Genomic DNA, 13,590 nt, shown 5'->3' with positions numbered 1-13,590 from the left:
CTGCTTGTTTTATCGCTTCAAAATAAACGATGACAACTAGTAAATGCCGCCTTGACCTCTTGTTTAATCAGGCGGCTTTACTTTTATACATAGATGGCATTTTGAGTAAAAAAACTCATAATTTAAGAGAAGAGGAAATGTAAGTGCTTTATTGGTGATAGGCTGGAGGCGATGGTTTTCGATCTGCTTTCCGCCTTTGTATTGACCAGAAAAGGGGTTGGGTGAAATGGTAAAGCATTGGCGTCTTATTTTATTATTAGCCTTAGTGCCGCTTCTATTAAGCGGATGTGGAAAACCTTTTTTATCCACGCTCAAGCCTGCTGGCGAGGTGGCTGATAAACAGTATGACCTGACAGTGCTCAGCACATTGATTATGGTGGTTGTAGTTGCAGTAGTATCTGTTATCTTCTTTTATGTGATTGTGAGATTCAGAAGATCACGGGTCGGTGAGAACACGATACCGAAACAGGTAGAGGGGAATAAATTTTTAGAAATCACATGGACCGTGATCCCGATTTTGCTGCTCATTATTCTTGTGATCCCTGTTGTATTATATACGCTGGAGCTAGCAGACACATCACCAATGGATAAGAAAGGCCGCAAAGCTGAGGATGCTCTTGTAGTCAATGTCCGGGCAAATTTATACTGGTGGGAGTTTGAATACCCTGATTACGGCATCATCACAAGCCAGGAGCTGATTGTGCCGACAGACCAGCGTGTATATTTTAATTTAAAAGCTTCTGATGTGAAACATTCCTTCTGGATTCCTTCAGTTGGAGGAAAACTTGATACAAATACGGATAATGAAAATAAGTTCTTCCTGACATTTGATTCGAAACGAAGCAAAGAGGCAGGAGATATGTTTTTTGGAAAATGTGCAGAGCTTTGCGGCCCTTCACATGCGCTGATGGATTTTAAAGTGAAGACAATGTCTGCAAAGGAATTTCAGGGCTGGACAAAAGAAATGAAAAACTATAAATCTACAGCAGAGAGTGATTTGGCTAAGCAGGGTGAAGAACTGTTTAAAGAGAAAAACTGCCTGAGCTGCCATGCGGTAGAGCCGAATGATAAGCGTGCAGAAGCCGCTAGAACGGCACCAAACTTGGCGACCTTCGGTGAGAGGACAAAAGTGGCAGGGGTGAAAGAGGCCAACAAAGAAAATGTGAAGGCCTGGCTGAAGGACCCTGACAGCATAAAGCCGGGGAACAAAATGACAGGAACATATCCAAAGCTCTCAGACAACGAAACAGATGCGCTTTATGAATACTTAAAAGGCTTAAAAGCGGAAAGCAAGTAGGGAAGAAAGGGAGATATTGGGGGAGGTCACATATGTTGAATGCGCTTACAGAAAAGCGGACGCGCGGATCTATGCTTTGGGATTATTTGACGACGGTGGACCATAAAAAAATCGCGATTCTTTATTTAGCGGCAGGAGGATTCTTCTTTCTTGTCGGGGGAATTGAAGCGATGTTTATCAGAATTCAGCTTGCAAAGCCGGAAAATGCGTTTCTCAGTGCTCAAGCGTACAATGAAGTAATGACTATGCACGGAACGACGATGATCTTTCTGGCTGCGATGCCGCTTTTATTTGCCTTGATGAATGCGGTTGTGCCATTGCAGATCGGGGCTCGGGACGTTTCGTTTCCATTTTTAAATGCGCTTGGTTTTTGGCTCTTCTTTTTCGGAGGCATTTTCTTAAATCTAAGCTGGTTTTTGGGCGGAGCGCCAGATGCGGGCTGGACGTCATATGCCTCTCTTTCGCTTCATTCAAAAGGGCACGGCATAGACTTTTTCGTCCTCGGACTCCAAATATCGGGGCTCGGGACGCTGATAGCCGGGATTAACTTTTTGGCCACGATTATCAATATGAGGGCTCCGGGCATGACGTACATGAGACTGCCTTTGTTTACATGGACGACATTCGTGGCCTCGGCATTGATCTTGTTTGCCTTTCCGCCGCTTACGGTCGGATTGGCTCTTATGATGCTGGATCGGCTGTTCGGAACCAATTTCTTTAATCCCGAGCTTGGAGGGAATACGGTCATTTGGGAGCATTTATTTTGGATTTTCGGCCATCCGGAGGTTTATATCCTAATTTTGCCTGCATTCGGTATTTTTTCCGAGGTCATCCCTGTTTTCGCCAGAAAGCGTTTGTTTGGCTATTCTTCAATGGTTTTTGCCATCGTGCTCATTGGCTTTCTGGGCTTTATGGTATGGGTGCACCACATGTTCACAACTGGTCTTGGCCCGATTGCAAATGCGATTTTTGCGGTTGCCACAATGGCTATCGCGATTCCGACCGGGATTAAGATTTTCAACTGGCTGTTGACGATTTGGGGAGGAAATGTGAAGTATACAACCGCAATGCTGTATGCTGTCTCATTTATTCCATCTTTTGTGCTTGGCGGTGTGACGGGAGTCATGCTGGCAGCGGCCGCTGCTGATTATCAGTTCCATGATACGTATTTTGTGGTGGCGCACTTCCACTACGTCATCATTGGCGGCGTGGTATTCGGCCTATTAGCCGGTGTTCATTTCTGGTGGCCGAAAATGTTCGGTAAAATTCTGCATGAGACGATGGGAAAAATTTCATTTGTACTGTTTTTTATCGGTTTTCACCTCACGTTTTTCATTCAGCATTTTGTCGGTTTAATGGGGATGCCGCGCCGGGTTTATACGTTTTTGCCTGGCCAGGGGCTTGAAACCGGCAACTTGATCAGTACAATCGGGGCGTTTTTTATGGCGGCAGCTGTTATTCTTCTGCTGGTCAATGTCATTTGGACTTCGGTAAAAGGCGAGTATGTAGGCGATGATCCATGGCATGACGGACGTACGCTTGAATGGGCCGTTTCTTCGCCGCCGCCGGAGTATAACTTTAAACAGCTTCCTTTTGTCAGAGGACTTGATCCGCTTTGGATCGAGAAGCAGGCAGGTCACAAATCAATGACACCGGCGGAACCGGTTGATGATATTCATATGCCAAACGGCTCAATCCTGCCGCTCATCATTTCCTTCGGCCTTTTTGTCGCAGCGTTCGGGCTGCTGTACAGAAGCGATTACGCTTGGGGCTTGCCAGTGATCTTTATCGGACTCGGCATCACCTTTATTACGATGCTGCTCCGCTCAGTCATTGATGATCACGGCTATCATATTCATAAAGAGGAACTGCCGAACGATGATAAAGGGGTGAAGGCATAATGCAAATTCAAGAAAAATTCACCGCAGAAACCTTTCCAGCTTCTCCTGAAAAAGTAACACTGGAAGGGAAAAATAAATTTCTAGGCTTTTGGCTTTTTCTTGGCGGAGAGACTGTTCTGTTTGCGTCTCTCTTCGCCACGTTTCTGGCGCTTCGGAATTCAAACGCCAGTGATCCGCCTACAACCGAAATGTTCGACGTAACACTTGTATTCATTGCGACAATGCTGTTATTAACGAGCAGTTTAACGAGTGTGTACGCGATGTACCACATGAAGAACTTTTCCTTCGGCAAGATGCAGCTTTGGCTGGGAATTACGGTTTTATTGGGGGCGGGCTTTTTAGGACTGGAAATCTATGAGTTTAAGCACTACACCCATGAATTTGGCTTTACCATCACAAGCTCTGCGCTCGGTTCAGCGTTTTACACGCTTGTCGGTACACACGGCGCCCACGTGGCGTTTGGGCTGATGTGGATCAGCACGCTGATGATCCGCAATGCCAAGAGAGGGCTGAACCTGTATACGGCGCCTAAGTTTTACGTTGCCAGCCTTTATTGGCACTTTATTGATGTCGTGTGGGTCTTCATCTTTACCGTTGTATATTTAATGGGGATGGTGGGATAAACATGGTCGGTAAAAAAAGCAGAGGGCATATCAACAGCGACCTTGAATTTAAGAAAAAAAAGCATGCCCAGGAGATGAAATATCAGGTTTTGTCTTTTGGTTTAATGATCGGTCTTACGATTGTTGCATTTCTGACTGTGGCAACAGATGGTGTTGCAAGCTGGTTTACGATTCCTTTCATTATTTTGCTTGCTGCAATTCAAGTCATCTTTCAGCTGTATTATTTCATGCATATGAATCAAAAAGGGCATGAGGCGCCGGCATTGTTTTTGTATTCAGGGGTGTTTGTCGCGTTTATCACTGTGCTTGCGTTTGTCACAATTATATGGTGGTAATTTGAACAGCCGCCGGAGGTGAAGAAATGAATCAGTTGGAGATATTTGGGTTTCGCGCCATGTGGAGCCCTTATCTTTTTTGTATCCTGTTAGGCATTACGGCGATTTATCTCTATTTTTACAGGCGAATGTTTTCAAAGCCGAATCGAATAACTGGAAAAGAGATGGTGTGTTTTCTGTCGGCAATGCTGTTTTTATATGCGGCCGAGGGAAGCCCTGTTGATTTGCTCGGACATATTATGTTTAGCGCGCATATGGTACAGATGGCTGTCCTGTATTTGGTTGTACCGCCGCTGTTGATCGCTGGAATTCCTGCATGGCTCTGGGAGAACATCATTTTCAGGCCTGCCATCAAACCGGTTTTTTCCTTTTTCACGAAGCCCTTAATTGCTTTGCTTTTGTTTAATGGCATTTTTTCTTTATATCATGTACCGCTTATATTTGATACTGTCAAAACTGATTCGTTTTACCATACATTCATCACTTGGCTTATCTTTGTGCTTGCATTCTTCATGTGGTGGCCGCTTGTTCATAAGGTGGGGCGTCTACGTCAGCTCAGCGGCTTGATGAAGCTGGGGTATATTATGGCGGACGGTATGCTGCTCACACCTGCTTGCGCCTTAATCATGTTCAGCGGTGCACCGTTATACGCCACCTATACAGATCCGTCTGCATGGGCCGAGGCAATGAGCCTTTGCGTGCCTGCGGATATGATGGGGCAGGTCCCATTAACAGGACCGGAGATGTTGAATACACTGCCTTTGTTAGAGGATCAGCAGCTTGGAGCCGTCATGATGAAAATCATTCAGGAAATTGTGTACGGTACTTTTTTGGCGATTATTTTTTTCCAATGGGTGAAGAAAGAAAGGGAAAAGGACGGGCAGGAGGAGCCGCCGTATATTCAGCAGACGATATCATAAAAGGTACAGCGGAATATGCTGTACCTTTTCGTTACATTTGAACTGTTTTTAACATGTCGGATATGTCCTGAATCAGTGCTTTGCTTTTTGTCACAACCTGTATGGGAAACTCTTCCGTTTCTCCATACTCTACTCCGTGCGGGTAATAATGCTTGCCTAGGAGAGGGGACATTAATTGAATCACCGCGCGTCCGCTTCCGACATCACCCTCTGCCGCAATTCCTTGTATCCGCAGGTAAAACGTGCCCTCAATCGTCGAAAACTTCTTGTCATAGGTGACTCTCTCGTAATCCCATTGGCCCGCTCTGATGAGACCTTTGCTTTCCATTAAGTCGTCTAGCAAGCTGAGTTCAGCCTTAACCCCTTCAAGTCCGCTTTCAGTAAACTTCAACACCGACCCCTCCTTATAAAAATTACCTTTCCTGACAATCATAGTATGAAAGCGTTAAACTTTCAATGAATCTTCTTCTTTTGAAAGTATGCAAAAATTAAATTTTGACGACAATAGCACTAGACTAAAGGAGGTTAAACGGATGACAAAAATAAAAGATCTGATGACAGCCGACTTGCAATATTGCACGGTATTAGATAATGTATATGAAGCTGCAGTAAAGATGAAGGACGCGAATGTAGGAGCGATTCCAGTGGTTGATGAGGATGGGGAAACATTGGTCGGCATCGTGACCGACCGTGATCTCGTGTTAAGAGGAATCGCCATCAAAAAACCGAACTCGCAAAAAATCACTGACGCAATGACCGAAAAACCTGTCAGTGTGGAGGAAGATGCTTCAGTTGATGAGGTTCTTCATTTGATGGCATCGCATCAGCTCAGAAGGATACCAGTTACAAAAAATAAAAAACTGACTGGAATTGTCACGCTTGGTGATCTTTCTTTATCTGAGCAAACAAATGAACGTGCCGGCAGCGCCTTATCGGATATTTCCGAAGGTGATAATCGAGAAGAAGGCTTTTTTCATTAACACATAAATCTTTGACATGTTAAATAGGCTGTATTGTAATGGGTTGTAAGGCAAGACATTGTGAATCGCCATGGGGGTGATAGATTGAAAAATATATTGAGAGCAATGGTTATCCTCTTGATTATTTGCGGAACTTATGTTCTGTTTATTCAATATGGATCTGTTCCTGAAAAGAAATCAAATGACAGCGAGCCTCAGGTGTCAAATGAGGAAGCACAAAGCAGCAAACGAATACATATGCCGACTTCAGGATTATTGTCCTTCATGGGCAAGTCCGCCGATGAAGTAACGAAAAAGCTTGGGGAACCTGAACGCATTGACCCTTCAGCTTATGATTACGATTGGTGGGTATACAATCAAGGTAAGGACCAATATATCCAAATCGGGGTATTAAACAATAAAGTGGTCACATTATTCGCTGCTGGGAATGATATTAACGCCAAGCCTTTCAAAATTGGCGAATCAACCGGAGATGTGTTCAAGACGACCCAGGTGGCGCCATTTGTGAATGTAGAGTATAAAGGAAATTCCTATCGGTTTGAGTTTTCTGAAGAGGATATCAATACAAGACCGACTGTAAAGGTAGGAAAAATGTATGTCCAGCTGTATATGGACAAATTTGAAGGGAAGCTATCCAGCATCAGGGCGTTTGATGCGCAGACCTTTGTAAAGCAAAGGCCTTATGAGGTAGTGTACCGCGGGGAATTAATCAAACCGAAAGCCGTTTCAGATGAGAAGTGGAAAAAGATCCAAACAACGAGCGAAAAGCAAATACTTGATTTGACGAATGTCATACGCGTCAAACATGGACTTGCGAAGCTTGAGTGGGATCAGCCGACGGCGGAAGTCGCCTTTGGGCATAGCGAGGATATGAAGGAAAATAATTATTTCTCACATGTTTCTAAGAAATACGGCTCACTGAAAGACCGCTTAGAAGAAGGGCATGTTGACTTTCAGCAAGCGGGAGAAAATATCGCATACAATTATGTGGACGCTCCGGCCGCTGTAGAAGGCTGGCTGAATAGCGAAGGCCATCGAAAAGCGCTCCTGAATTCAGATTATACGCATCTTGGTGTCGGAGTAGACCGAAAGTATTACACCCAAAATTTTATTAAGCGATGGTAATGAAAGCCGCGGACGAATGGTTCCGGGCTTTTTCTAATTTCACACAAGCTGGTCTGCGCTAAGAGAAGTGTAAACACAGACGGTTCAATATGTTACTTTTCTTGCTGTTGAGGAGCGGATTTCCCCTTCTTCTTAAGGCTTTTCACCAGTGTTTAGGGACAGCACTAAAAATTCATTTGTGAATGAATATAGGCGAACACAATGCCCGACAAAACGATACATTGTAGTAGGTAACGATTTTCGGAGGGGGTGAGGATTGTGGCGAATCAACATGCCAATCATTCAATCAATGACTTTAAACAATTCGTCAAAAAGCATCCCAAGCTGATAAAAGAAGTGCGAAAAGAACAAAGAAGCTGGCAGGACGTATATGAAAATTGGGTTCTCTTCGGGGAGAGCGACCCGATTTGGGATCCGTATCGGGAACCGGAAGAAGCTGCAGAGGCTGTGCCCGAAACACCGCAAAAAAATGATTTTGTCACGAAAATGGTGACAGCGGTGAAAAAGATGGATGTCAATCAAATGAACGAACAAATCAATAAAATGAGCCAGTCAATCTCATCGTTGCAAAACCTTCTTAATACATTTTCCGGGAACAGCCAGAAGCAATCTCAGCCAGGCTCTGGACAGCATCCTTTTTCTTTTCGAAAGGATTAAAAAAGGGGATCTCATATGCGCAAAGAGGTGCAGGAATATATTTTCGCAAACGAAGAACGGAAACGATTCATCAGAGAGCAGCCGATATGGTACCGCAGGCTTTCGAGAAAACCGGATGATCTGTCCACCTTTCAGCTTGAGATGATGAATTTTTATGAAAAAACCATTCCGCATCGGGTGAATCAGTTTACAAACGGGATTCAAATGGCGCAAATGATGATGCAAATGTTCCAAGCGATGCGGACAAAAGATTAAAAGGCCCGGGAAAGGGTCTTTTTCGTGCGTCCATACGGAGTTTGTTTTCGGCTGTGGTTAAGCATTTTCCAATTGGCTGGTTTCATGGTAAACTAACAACTGGAGGTGCATGTTATGTATGCGACGATGGAATCCGTGCGGCTTCAAAGTGAAGCTCAGCAGCTTGCCGAGATGATTCTGCAGTCGGAGACGGCTGAGAACTACCGCAATTGTTACAAGCGTCTCCAGGAAGATGAAGAGGCAGGGCGGATTATTCGTTCTTTTATCAAAATAAAAGAGCAGTATGAGGATGTACAGCGTTTTGGCAAATATCATCCTGACTATAGAGAAATATCCCGGAAAATGAGGGAGATCAAACGTGAGCTGGACCTGAACGACAAGGTGGCTGACTTCAAGAGAGCTGAAAATGAACTCCAGTCCATTCTTGATGAGGTCAGCGTCGAGATTGGGACAGCTGTTTCGGAGCATGTGAAAGTTCCGACTGGGAACCCTTATTTTGACGGTTTGTCTTCATGCGGAGGCGGCTGCGGTTCAGGCGGAAGCTGCGGATGTAAAGTGTCCTGACGAGACTGGCCGTCTCGTCTTTTACATATAAAAGAAATCAGGCAGGTGATTGTATTGGAGAATAGGCGCCAGGGCATGGTTGTGTATCTGCACTCCCTAAAGCAAAGCAAAATGCTGAGAAAGTTCGGGAATGTGCACTATGTATCAAAACGATTAAAATATGTCGTACTGTACTGTGATATGGACCAAATTGAAAAAACAATGGACAAGATTGCGTCTTACTCTTTTGTGAAAAAAGTAGAGCCTTCTTATAAACCGTTTTTAAAATTGGAATTCGAGTCAAAGCTTGATAAGGCAAAAGAATACGATTATAAAATCGGCATATAGCAATAAAAAAACCCCCGCAGACAACTGCGGGGTCCTTCTATTCCTTAATATGTTAAGGAGAAGGCAAAGGGAGAGGAGAAACCGGAGGAAGAACTTATGGGGAAACGTAAGTCTTCTCCGCGGTTGGCAACAACATCCTCTAGATGCTGTTGCTTATAGTATGGACAAGGATCATGCTGCCTATACACCTGTTTATCAAGATTAGCGTTCATTGTTTGGGAGAATGCTTTATGTTAAGATAGGATTGATTTTTTTCTATGTACATAGCGGCGTCTGGCCGAATAAAGAAACAAAATAGCTTTTAGAAAAAGTGGTGTGGAACATGAGAGTAATTTCTGGATCAAAAAAAGGCCGTTCACTAAAGGCTGTGCCGGGAACATCAACAAGACCGACAACCGACAAAGTGAAGGAATCCATTTTCAATATGATCGGCCCTTATTTTGATGGGGGCAGGGGACTAGACTTATTCGCAGGGAGCGGAGGTCTTGGAATCGAAGCGCTTTCACGCGGGTTTGAGCATTGTATATTCGTTGACCGTGATTTTAAGGCCATTCAAACGGTAAAATCTAATTTGAAAACGCTGGAGCTTACAAAACATGCACAGGTATACCGCAATGATGCGGAACGTGCTTTGCACGCTGCTGCAAAGAGAGAAACCGGCTTTCGCGGCATTTTTCTCGATCCGCCGTATAAGGAACAAAAGCTGAAAGCACTTTTAACTTTGATTGACGAATATCAAATGCTGGAAGAAGACGGCTTTATCGTCGCTGAGCATGACAGAGAGGTCGAGCTTCCCGAAACCGTAGGAGATCTTGTGATGACAAGAAAAGAAACCTATGGGCTTACAGGTGTGGCGATTTATAAAAAGAGGGGGTAGTGAGGTGGCGAGTATAGCTGTCTGTCCCGGCAGTTTTGATCCGGTGACCTACGGGCATCTGGACATCATCAAACGCGGGGCGCATATTTTTGAACAAGTGTATGTATGTGTGCTGAATAATTCTTCAAAAAAGCCTTTGTTCAGTGTAGAGGAACGGTGTGAGCTTCTGAGAGAAGTGACAAAAGACATTCCGAACATAACAGTTGAAACATCACAAGGACTGTTAATTGATTATGCAAAAAGAAAAAATGCCAAAGCGATATTAAGAGGCTTGAGAGCTGTATCAGATTTTGAATACGAGATGCAGGGAACGTCAGTAAACCGTGTGCTTGATGAATCCATTGAGACATTTTTCATGATGACAAACAATCAGTATTCGTTTTTAAGTTCAAGTATCGTAAAAGAAGTGGCGAGATACAACGGCTCGGTATCAGAATTTGTACCGCCGGAAGTAGAGCTTGCGCTTCAGCAAAAATACAGACAAGGATGAGGGGGTTGACTCATCCTTTTTTTGTGCCGTTTGTCAGTCTGTAAGAAAAAATGATAATGTACGTAAACAGCGCGCATAGTGTGACAGCAGGTCCGATCTGCACAAGCAGATTCCAGCCGTTTATAAATGCAGTCGGCATGTCACTGCTATTAAAAGATTTAAACACATACTGATAAGGATCATGCAAGGCCGTGTAAAGCGGTTTCCATAAAAGCATGACGAAGACAGCGGCATAAACGCCCTGCAGCAAACGTGCGATAAAGAATGGTTTAAATCTAATATCAGTTTCCGATAAAATACCTGCCACTTGAGCTTGTACGGAAAAGCCGCTAAACCCGAGAATAAAGCTGACGATAATCGCTTTTTGCAGAAGAGAAACATCTGTCTCGCTGACAAGCTTGCTGCCTAACGTGATTTCAAACATCCCCGATAAAAGCGGAATGTCCAATTGAGCCGGAAGCTGGAACAAAGTCAGCGCGCCTTTTGTGAAAACAGACAAAATATCAGTCAGCTGAACCACGGACAACAGCCGATTGAAGACAGAAAATAAAATAATAAAGCCGCCTACCATAAGAAGCGTTTGAACAGAAGACGTCACGGCGTCGCCTAAAATTTTGCCCAAAGGCCGTTTTTCCGCAAGTCTGGCGGTATGAAGGGCGTGTAACGCATCTTTGATCGAAGGAAAGGGTATCGTTTTCTTTCTTCTGAGATGCTGCTCTTCTTTGCGGCCGTAGGAACGCATCGTTAATCCAACAGCCAGATTCCCCAAATAGTGTGCAGAAGCCAATAAAATGCCTAGTGACGCGTTTTGAAAGAAACCGACAGCAACAGCGCCGAAAATAAAGAGCGGGTTTGAAGAATTGGTAAACGACGCAAGCCGTTCTGCCTCTACTCTTGAAATTTGTTTTTCCTGCCGCAGACGGGCAGTGAGTTTTGCTCCCGCTGGGTTTCCTGATGCCATTCCCATAGCAAGAACGAAGCCGCCGACACCCGGCACGCGAAAGATCGGCCGCATAAAAGGCTCAAGCAAAACACCGACAAACCGTACAATGCCAAAGCCGATTAAGAGTTCGGACAGAATAAAAAATGGCAGCAATGACGGAAACACAACCTCCCACCACATAGAAAGCCCGGTTTTAGAGGCTTCGAATGAGGCCTGTGGATGTGAGATGACAGTCGCTGTTAAAAAAAGAAAAAACGAGGCAATCAAAAGTGTATTGATCTTCGACAAGTTCATTCTTACCTCCCCGATGCTAAAAATGCCCAATGACATGTATATCATGATAAAATAATGTATGACATGAAACGGCCAAGCAGTACCTGTCCTCTTGATTCTTTGTACTAATATACGAGCATAGGGGTTCAGTTTAGACCATAGAATTCGGTATACAGGGAATTCAGGCAGGAGGTTAACGCTTTGGCCAAACCTAAAATCGGGTTAGCGTTAGGATCGGGAGGGGCCAGAGGGCTTGCTCATCTCGGTGTGCTTTCCAGTTTACATAAGCATCAAATTCATGTGGATATGATTGCAGGAAGCAGCATGGGCGCTTTGGTGGGCAGTTTTTATGCCGCCGGCCATGACGTGGCAACGATGAAAAAAGTAGCCAAAGCCTTTAAACGGAGGCTTTATGCTGATTATACGGTGCCGAAGCTCGGTTTTCTAAAAGGTGACCGCGTCAGACAGCTTGTGCATGCTTATACATTCGGAAAACCGATTGAAGAGCTCCAAATTCCGCTGGGCATTGTTGCATGTGATTTACAGACGGGAGAAAAGATTGTGTTCCGCAAAGGATCAGTGTCAGATGCAGTGAGGGCCAGCATCAGCATACCGGGTATCTTTATTCCGCAGAGGCTGGACGGACGCCTTCTTGTAGACGGCGCGGTCGTCGATCGAATTCCGGTTTCTGTTGTAAAAGACATGGGAGCTGATATTATCATCGCTTCGGATGTTTCCAGGGTTCGAAAAACTGAAACAGCAGTGCATATTTTTGATGTGATTATGCAAAGTATGGATATCCTGCAAAATGAATTGGTGCGGCATCAAACGATTGCCGCAGATATCATGATTCGCCCTTCTCTTGAAACATACAGCTCAAGCTCGTTTGCCAATATTGAAGAAATGATATCGGCAGGCGAAGAGGCGACAAACCGATCGATCAGCAAGATAAGAAAAGAAATAGAGAATTGGGAGGGCTCATAATTTGCTACGTAAAAAACATTTTAGCTGGATGCTCGTCATCCTCATACTGATCGCCGTTTTATCATTTATAAAACTTCCATACTATATTACAAAACCGGGAGAAGCGACAGAGCTTGCTCCATTGATAAAAGTGGAGGGAGGCTACCCGGAAAAAGGAAGCTTGTCCTTAATGACTGTCAAAGTGGGACCGGCTAATCCGTTTACATATGTGTGGGCAAAGATGCACCCTTATTATGAAATTGTTCCTGATGAGAGCATTAAGGAAGAAGGCGAGTCAGATAAGGAGTATATGAAAAGGCAGCTCCAAATGATGAAAAGCTCGCAAGAAAACGCGGTTATAGCCGCCTATCAAAAAGCAGGAAAAAAAGTCAGCTACTCCTTTAACGGCATATATGCAAGCTCAGTTGTAGAAAACATGCCGGCAAAAGGGAAAATAGAGGTCGGTGATAAAATCATCAGTGCAGACGGCAAAAACTATCAGTCAGCTGAAAAGCTGATTGATTATATCAGCAGCAAAAACGCAGGCGATAAAGTGACGTTAAAGATCGAAAGAGAAGAAAAAGAAAAGCGTGTCACTCTTACGTTAAAACAATTCCCTGATGAGCCGCAACGGGCTGGGATCGGTGTTTCACTTTATACGGACAGAAACGTCAAAGTGGAGCCGGATATTGATTTTGAAATCGAGAATATCGGCGGTCCTTCTGCCGGGTTAATGATGTCTCTTGAAATCTATAATCAGCTGACAAAAACAGACGAAACAAAAGGTTATGATATTGCGGGAACAGGTACCATCGATGTTGACGGAAAAGTAGGCCCGATTGGCGGAATTGATCAAAAAGTCGTCGCCGCAGACAAAGCCGGAAAAGACATTTTCTTCGCGCCAAATCAAAACGGCGCCAGCAATTCCGATTATGAAAATGCTGTAAAAACAGCAAAAGATATTGATTCAGATATGAAGATTGTGCCTGTTGATACCATGCAGGATGCGATTGACTATTTGAATAAGCTGAAAGCGAAAAGCACCTGATTCTCAGGTGCT

The 13,590-nt window shown here is 44.3% G+C and carries 17 protein-coding genes; 15 read left to right on the top strand and 2 right to left on the bottom strand.

What is annotated here, in order from left to right; translation table 11 throughout:
- Window positions 1–226: 226 nt before the first annotated feature.
- From coxB to ctaG, 5 genes are read left to right on the top strand one after another with little or no spacing between them, the layout of a single operon-like run.
- The gene (gene coxB, locus ACQXR1_RS09985) at window positions 227–1,297 is read left to right on the top strand and encodes a cytochrome c oxidase subunit II (RefSeq protein ID WP_227098512.1); all 1,071 of its coding nucleotides are present in this window, start codon (window positions 227–229) and stop codon (window positions 1,295–1,297) included.
- 32 nt (window positions 1,298–1,329) lie between these two features.
- Entirely contained in the window at window positions 1,330–3,198 is a 1,869-nt protein-coding gene (ctaD, locus tag ACQXR1_RS09980; RefSeq protein ID WP_014663860.1) for a cytochrome c oxidase subunit I, read from the top strand.
- Window positions 3,198–3,821: a cytochrome c oxidase subunit III gene (gene ctaE / locus ACQXR1_RS09975; RefSeq protein ID WP_014663861.1), complete on the top strand. Its 624-nt coding sequence runs from the start codon at window positions 3,198–3,200 to the stop codon at window positions 3,819–3,821. Before ctaD ends, ctaE begins: the two co-directional genes overlap by 1 nt.
- Window positions 3,822–3,823: 2 nt before the next feature.
- Window positions 3,824–4,156: a cytochrome c oxidase subunit IVB gene (ctaF, locus tag ACQXR1_RS09970; RefSeq protein ID WP_014663862.1), complete on the top strand. Its 333-nt coding sequence runs from the start codon at window positions 3,824–3,826 to the stop codon at window positions 4,154–4,156.
- Between the two features lie 26 nt (window positions 4,157–4,182).
- Window positions 4,183–5,076, top strand: a complete 894-nt coding sequence (gene ctaG, locus ACQXR1_RS09965) for a cytochrome c oxidase assembly factor CtaG (RefSeq protein WP_326274017.1) — start codon at window positions 4,183–4,185, stop codon at window positions 5,074–5,076.
- A 31-nt stretch (window positions 5,077–5,107) separates the two neighbouring features.
- Here ctaG and ACQXR1_RS09960 read toward each other — a convergent pair whose 3' ends face one another.
- Entirely contained in the window at window positions 5,108–5,470 is a 363-nt protein-coding gene (locus tag ACQXR1_RS09960; RefSeq protein ID WP_080488001.1) for a YugN family protein, read from the bottom strand.
- A gap of 139 nt (window positions 5,471–5,609) precedes the next feature.
- Between ACQXR1_RS09960 and ACQXR1_RS09955 the strand changes: the two genes are divergently transcribed.
- The 8 genes from ACQXR1_RS09955 (at window position 5,610) to coaD (ending at window position 10,351) form a co-directional block, all read left to right on the top strand.
- Window positions 5,610–6,056, top strand: coding sequence for a CBS domain-containing protein (locus ACQXR1_RS09955; RefSeq protein ID WP_003221362.1), 447 nt, complete (start codon window positions 5,610–5,612; stop codon window positions 6,054–6,056).
- Window positions 6,057–6,140: 84 nt separating this feature from the next.
- Window positions 6,141–7,181, top strand: a complete 1,041-nt coding sequence (locus ACQXR1_RS09950; protein ID WP_326274016.1) for a CAP domain-containing protein — start codon at window positions 6,141–6,143, stop codon at window positions 7,179–7,181.
- A gap of 258 nt (window positions 7,182–7,439) precedes the next feature.
- A complete protein-coding gene (locus ACQXR1_RS09945; RefSeq protein ID WP_040083234.1) occupies window positions 7,440–7,838 on the top strand; it encodes a YlbD family protein in 399 nt (132 codons plus the stop codon).
- Window positions 7,839–7,853: 15 nt separating this feature from the next.
- Complete coding sequence (locus tag ACQXR1_RS09940) at window positions 7,854–8,093, top strand: YlbE-like family protein (RefSeq protein ID WP_014663867.1); 240 nt, start codon at window positions 7,854–7,856, stop codon at window positions 8,091–8,093.
- 114 nt (window positions 8,094–8,207) lie between these two features.
- Entirely contained in the window at window positions 8,208–8,657 is a 450-nt protein-coding gene (gene ricF / locus ACQXR1_RS09935; RefSeq protein WP_003221370.1) for a regulatory iron-sulfur-containing complex subunit RicF, read from the top strand.
- 54 nt (window positions 8,658–8,711) lie between these two features.
- Window positions 8,712–8,984: a YlbG family protein gene (locus tag ACQXR1_RS09930; protein WP_009967171.1), complete on the top strand. Its 273-nt coding sequence runs from the start codon at window positions 8,712–8,714 to the stop codon at window positions 8,982–8,984.
- Between the two features lie 322 nt (window positions 8,985–9,306).
- On the top strand, window positions 9,307–9,861 hold the full coding sequence (gene rsmD / locus ACQXR1_RS09925) for a 16S rRNA (guanine(966)-N(2))-methyltransferase RsmD (RefSeq protein WP_015483196.1): 555 nt from the start codon (window positions 9,307–9,309) through the stop codon (window positions 9,859–9,861).
- A gap of 4 nt (window positions 9,862–9,865) precedes the next feature.
- Window positions 9,866–10,351, top strand: a complete 486-nt coding sequence (gene coaD / locus ACQXR1_RS09920; protein WP_014663869.1) for a pantetheine-phosphate adenylyltransferase — start codon at window positions 9,866–9,868, stop codon at window positions 10,349–10,351.
- 10 nt (window positions 10,352–10,361) lie between these two features.
- On the opposite strand, the gene spoVV is transcribed toward coaD, so the two are convergent.
- Window positions 10,362–11,588: a dipicolinic acid transporter SpoVV gene (gene spoVV, locus ACQXR1_RS09915; RefSeq protein ID WP_306289830.1), complete on the bottom strand. Its 1,227-nt coding sequence runs from the start codon at window positions 11,586–11,588 to the stop codon at window positions 10,362–10,364.
- A gap of 180 nt (window positions 11,589–11,768) precedes the next feature.
- Here spoVV and ACQXR1_RS09910 point away from each other — a divergent pair, with 180 nt between their 5' ends.
- Together ACQXR1_RS09910 and ddcP are read left to right on the top strand one after the other, a co-directional pair.
- Window positions 11,769–12,551 (top strand): patatin family protein, encoded by a 783-nt coding sequence (locus ACQXR1_RS09910; protein WP_306646334.1) that lies wholly within the window; start codon window positions 11,769–11,771, stop codon window positions 12,549–12,551.
- A gap of 1 nt (window position 12,552) precedes the next feature.
- Window positions 12,553–13,578, top strand: a complete 1,026-nt coding sequence (gene ddcP / locus ACQXR1_RS09905) for a protease DdcP (RefSeq protein ID WP_069838808.1) — start codon at window positions 12,553–12,555, stop codon at window positions 13,576–13,578.
- The last annotated feature ends 12 nt before the right edge of the window (window positions 13,579–13,590 follow it).

This window comes from Bacillus sp. ATD (assembly GCF_050585765.1).
In the GTDB taxonomy this organism is placed as follows: Bacteria; Bacillota; Bacilli; order Bacillales; family Bacillaceae; genus Bacillus; species Bacillus stercoris.
The sequence above is the reverse complement of the archived record's forward strand: the minus strand, read 5'-3'. Positions and strand labels throughout refer to the sequence as shown.

Coding starts and splice junctions, on each gene's coding strand:
- ACQXR1_RS09940 (WP_014663867.1), top strand. CDS start 7,854: ATGCGCAAAGAGGTGCAGGAATATATTTTCGCAAACGAAGAACGGAAA.
- ctaF (WP_014663862.1), top strand. CDS start 3,824: ATGGTCGGTAAAAAAAGCAGAGGGCATATCAACAGCGACCTTGAATTT.
- rsmD (WP_015483196.1), top strand. CDS start 9,307: ATGAGAGTAATTTCTGGATCAAAAAAAGGCCGTTCACTAAAGGCTGTG.
- ctaG (WP_326274017.1), top strand. CDS start 4,183: ATGAATCAGTTGGAGATATTTGGGTTTCGCGCCATGTGGAGCCCTTAT.
- ACQXR1_RS09955 (WP_003221362.1), top strand. CDS start 5,610: ATGACAAAAATAAAAGATCTGATGACAGCCGACTTGCAATATTGCACG.
- coxB (WP_227098512.1), top strand. CDS start 227: ATGGTAAAGCATTGGCGTCTTATTTTATTATTAGCCTTAGTGCCGCTT.
- ctaE (WP_014663861.1), top strand. CDS start 3,198: ATGCAAATTCAAGAAAAATTCACCGCAGAAACCTTTCCAGCTTCTCCT.
- ricF (WP_003221370.1), top strand. CDS start 8,208: ATGTATGCGACGATGGAATCCGTGCGGCTTCAAAGTGAAGCTCAGCAG.
- spoVV (WP_306289830.1), bottom strand. CDS start 11,588: ATGAACTTGTCGAAGATCAATACACTTTTGATTGCCTCGTTTTTTCTT.
- ctaD (WP_014663860.1), top strand. CDS start 1,330: ATGTTGAATGCGCTTACAGAAAAGCGGACGCGCGGATCTATGCTTTGG.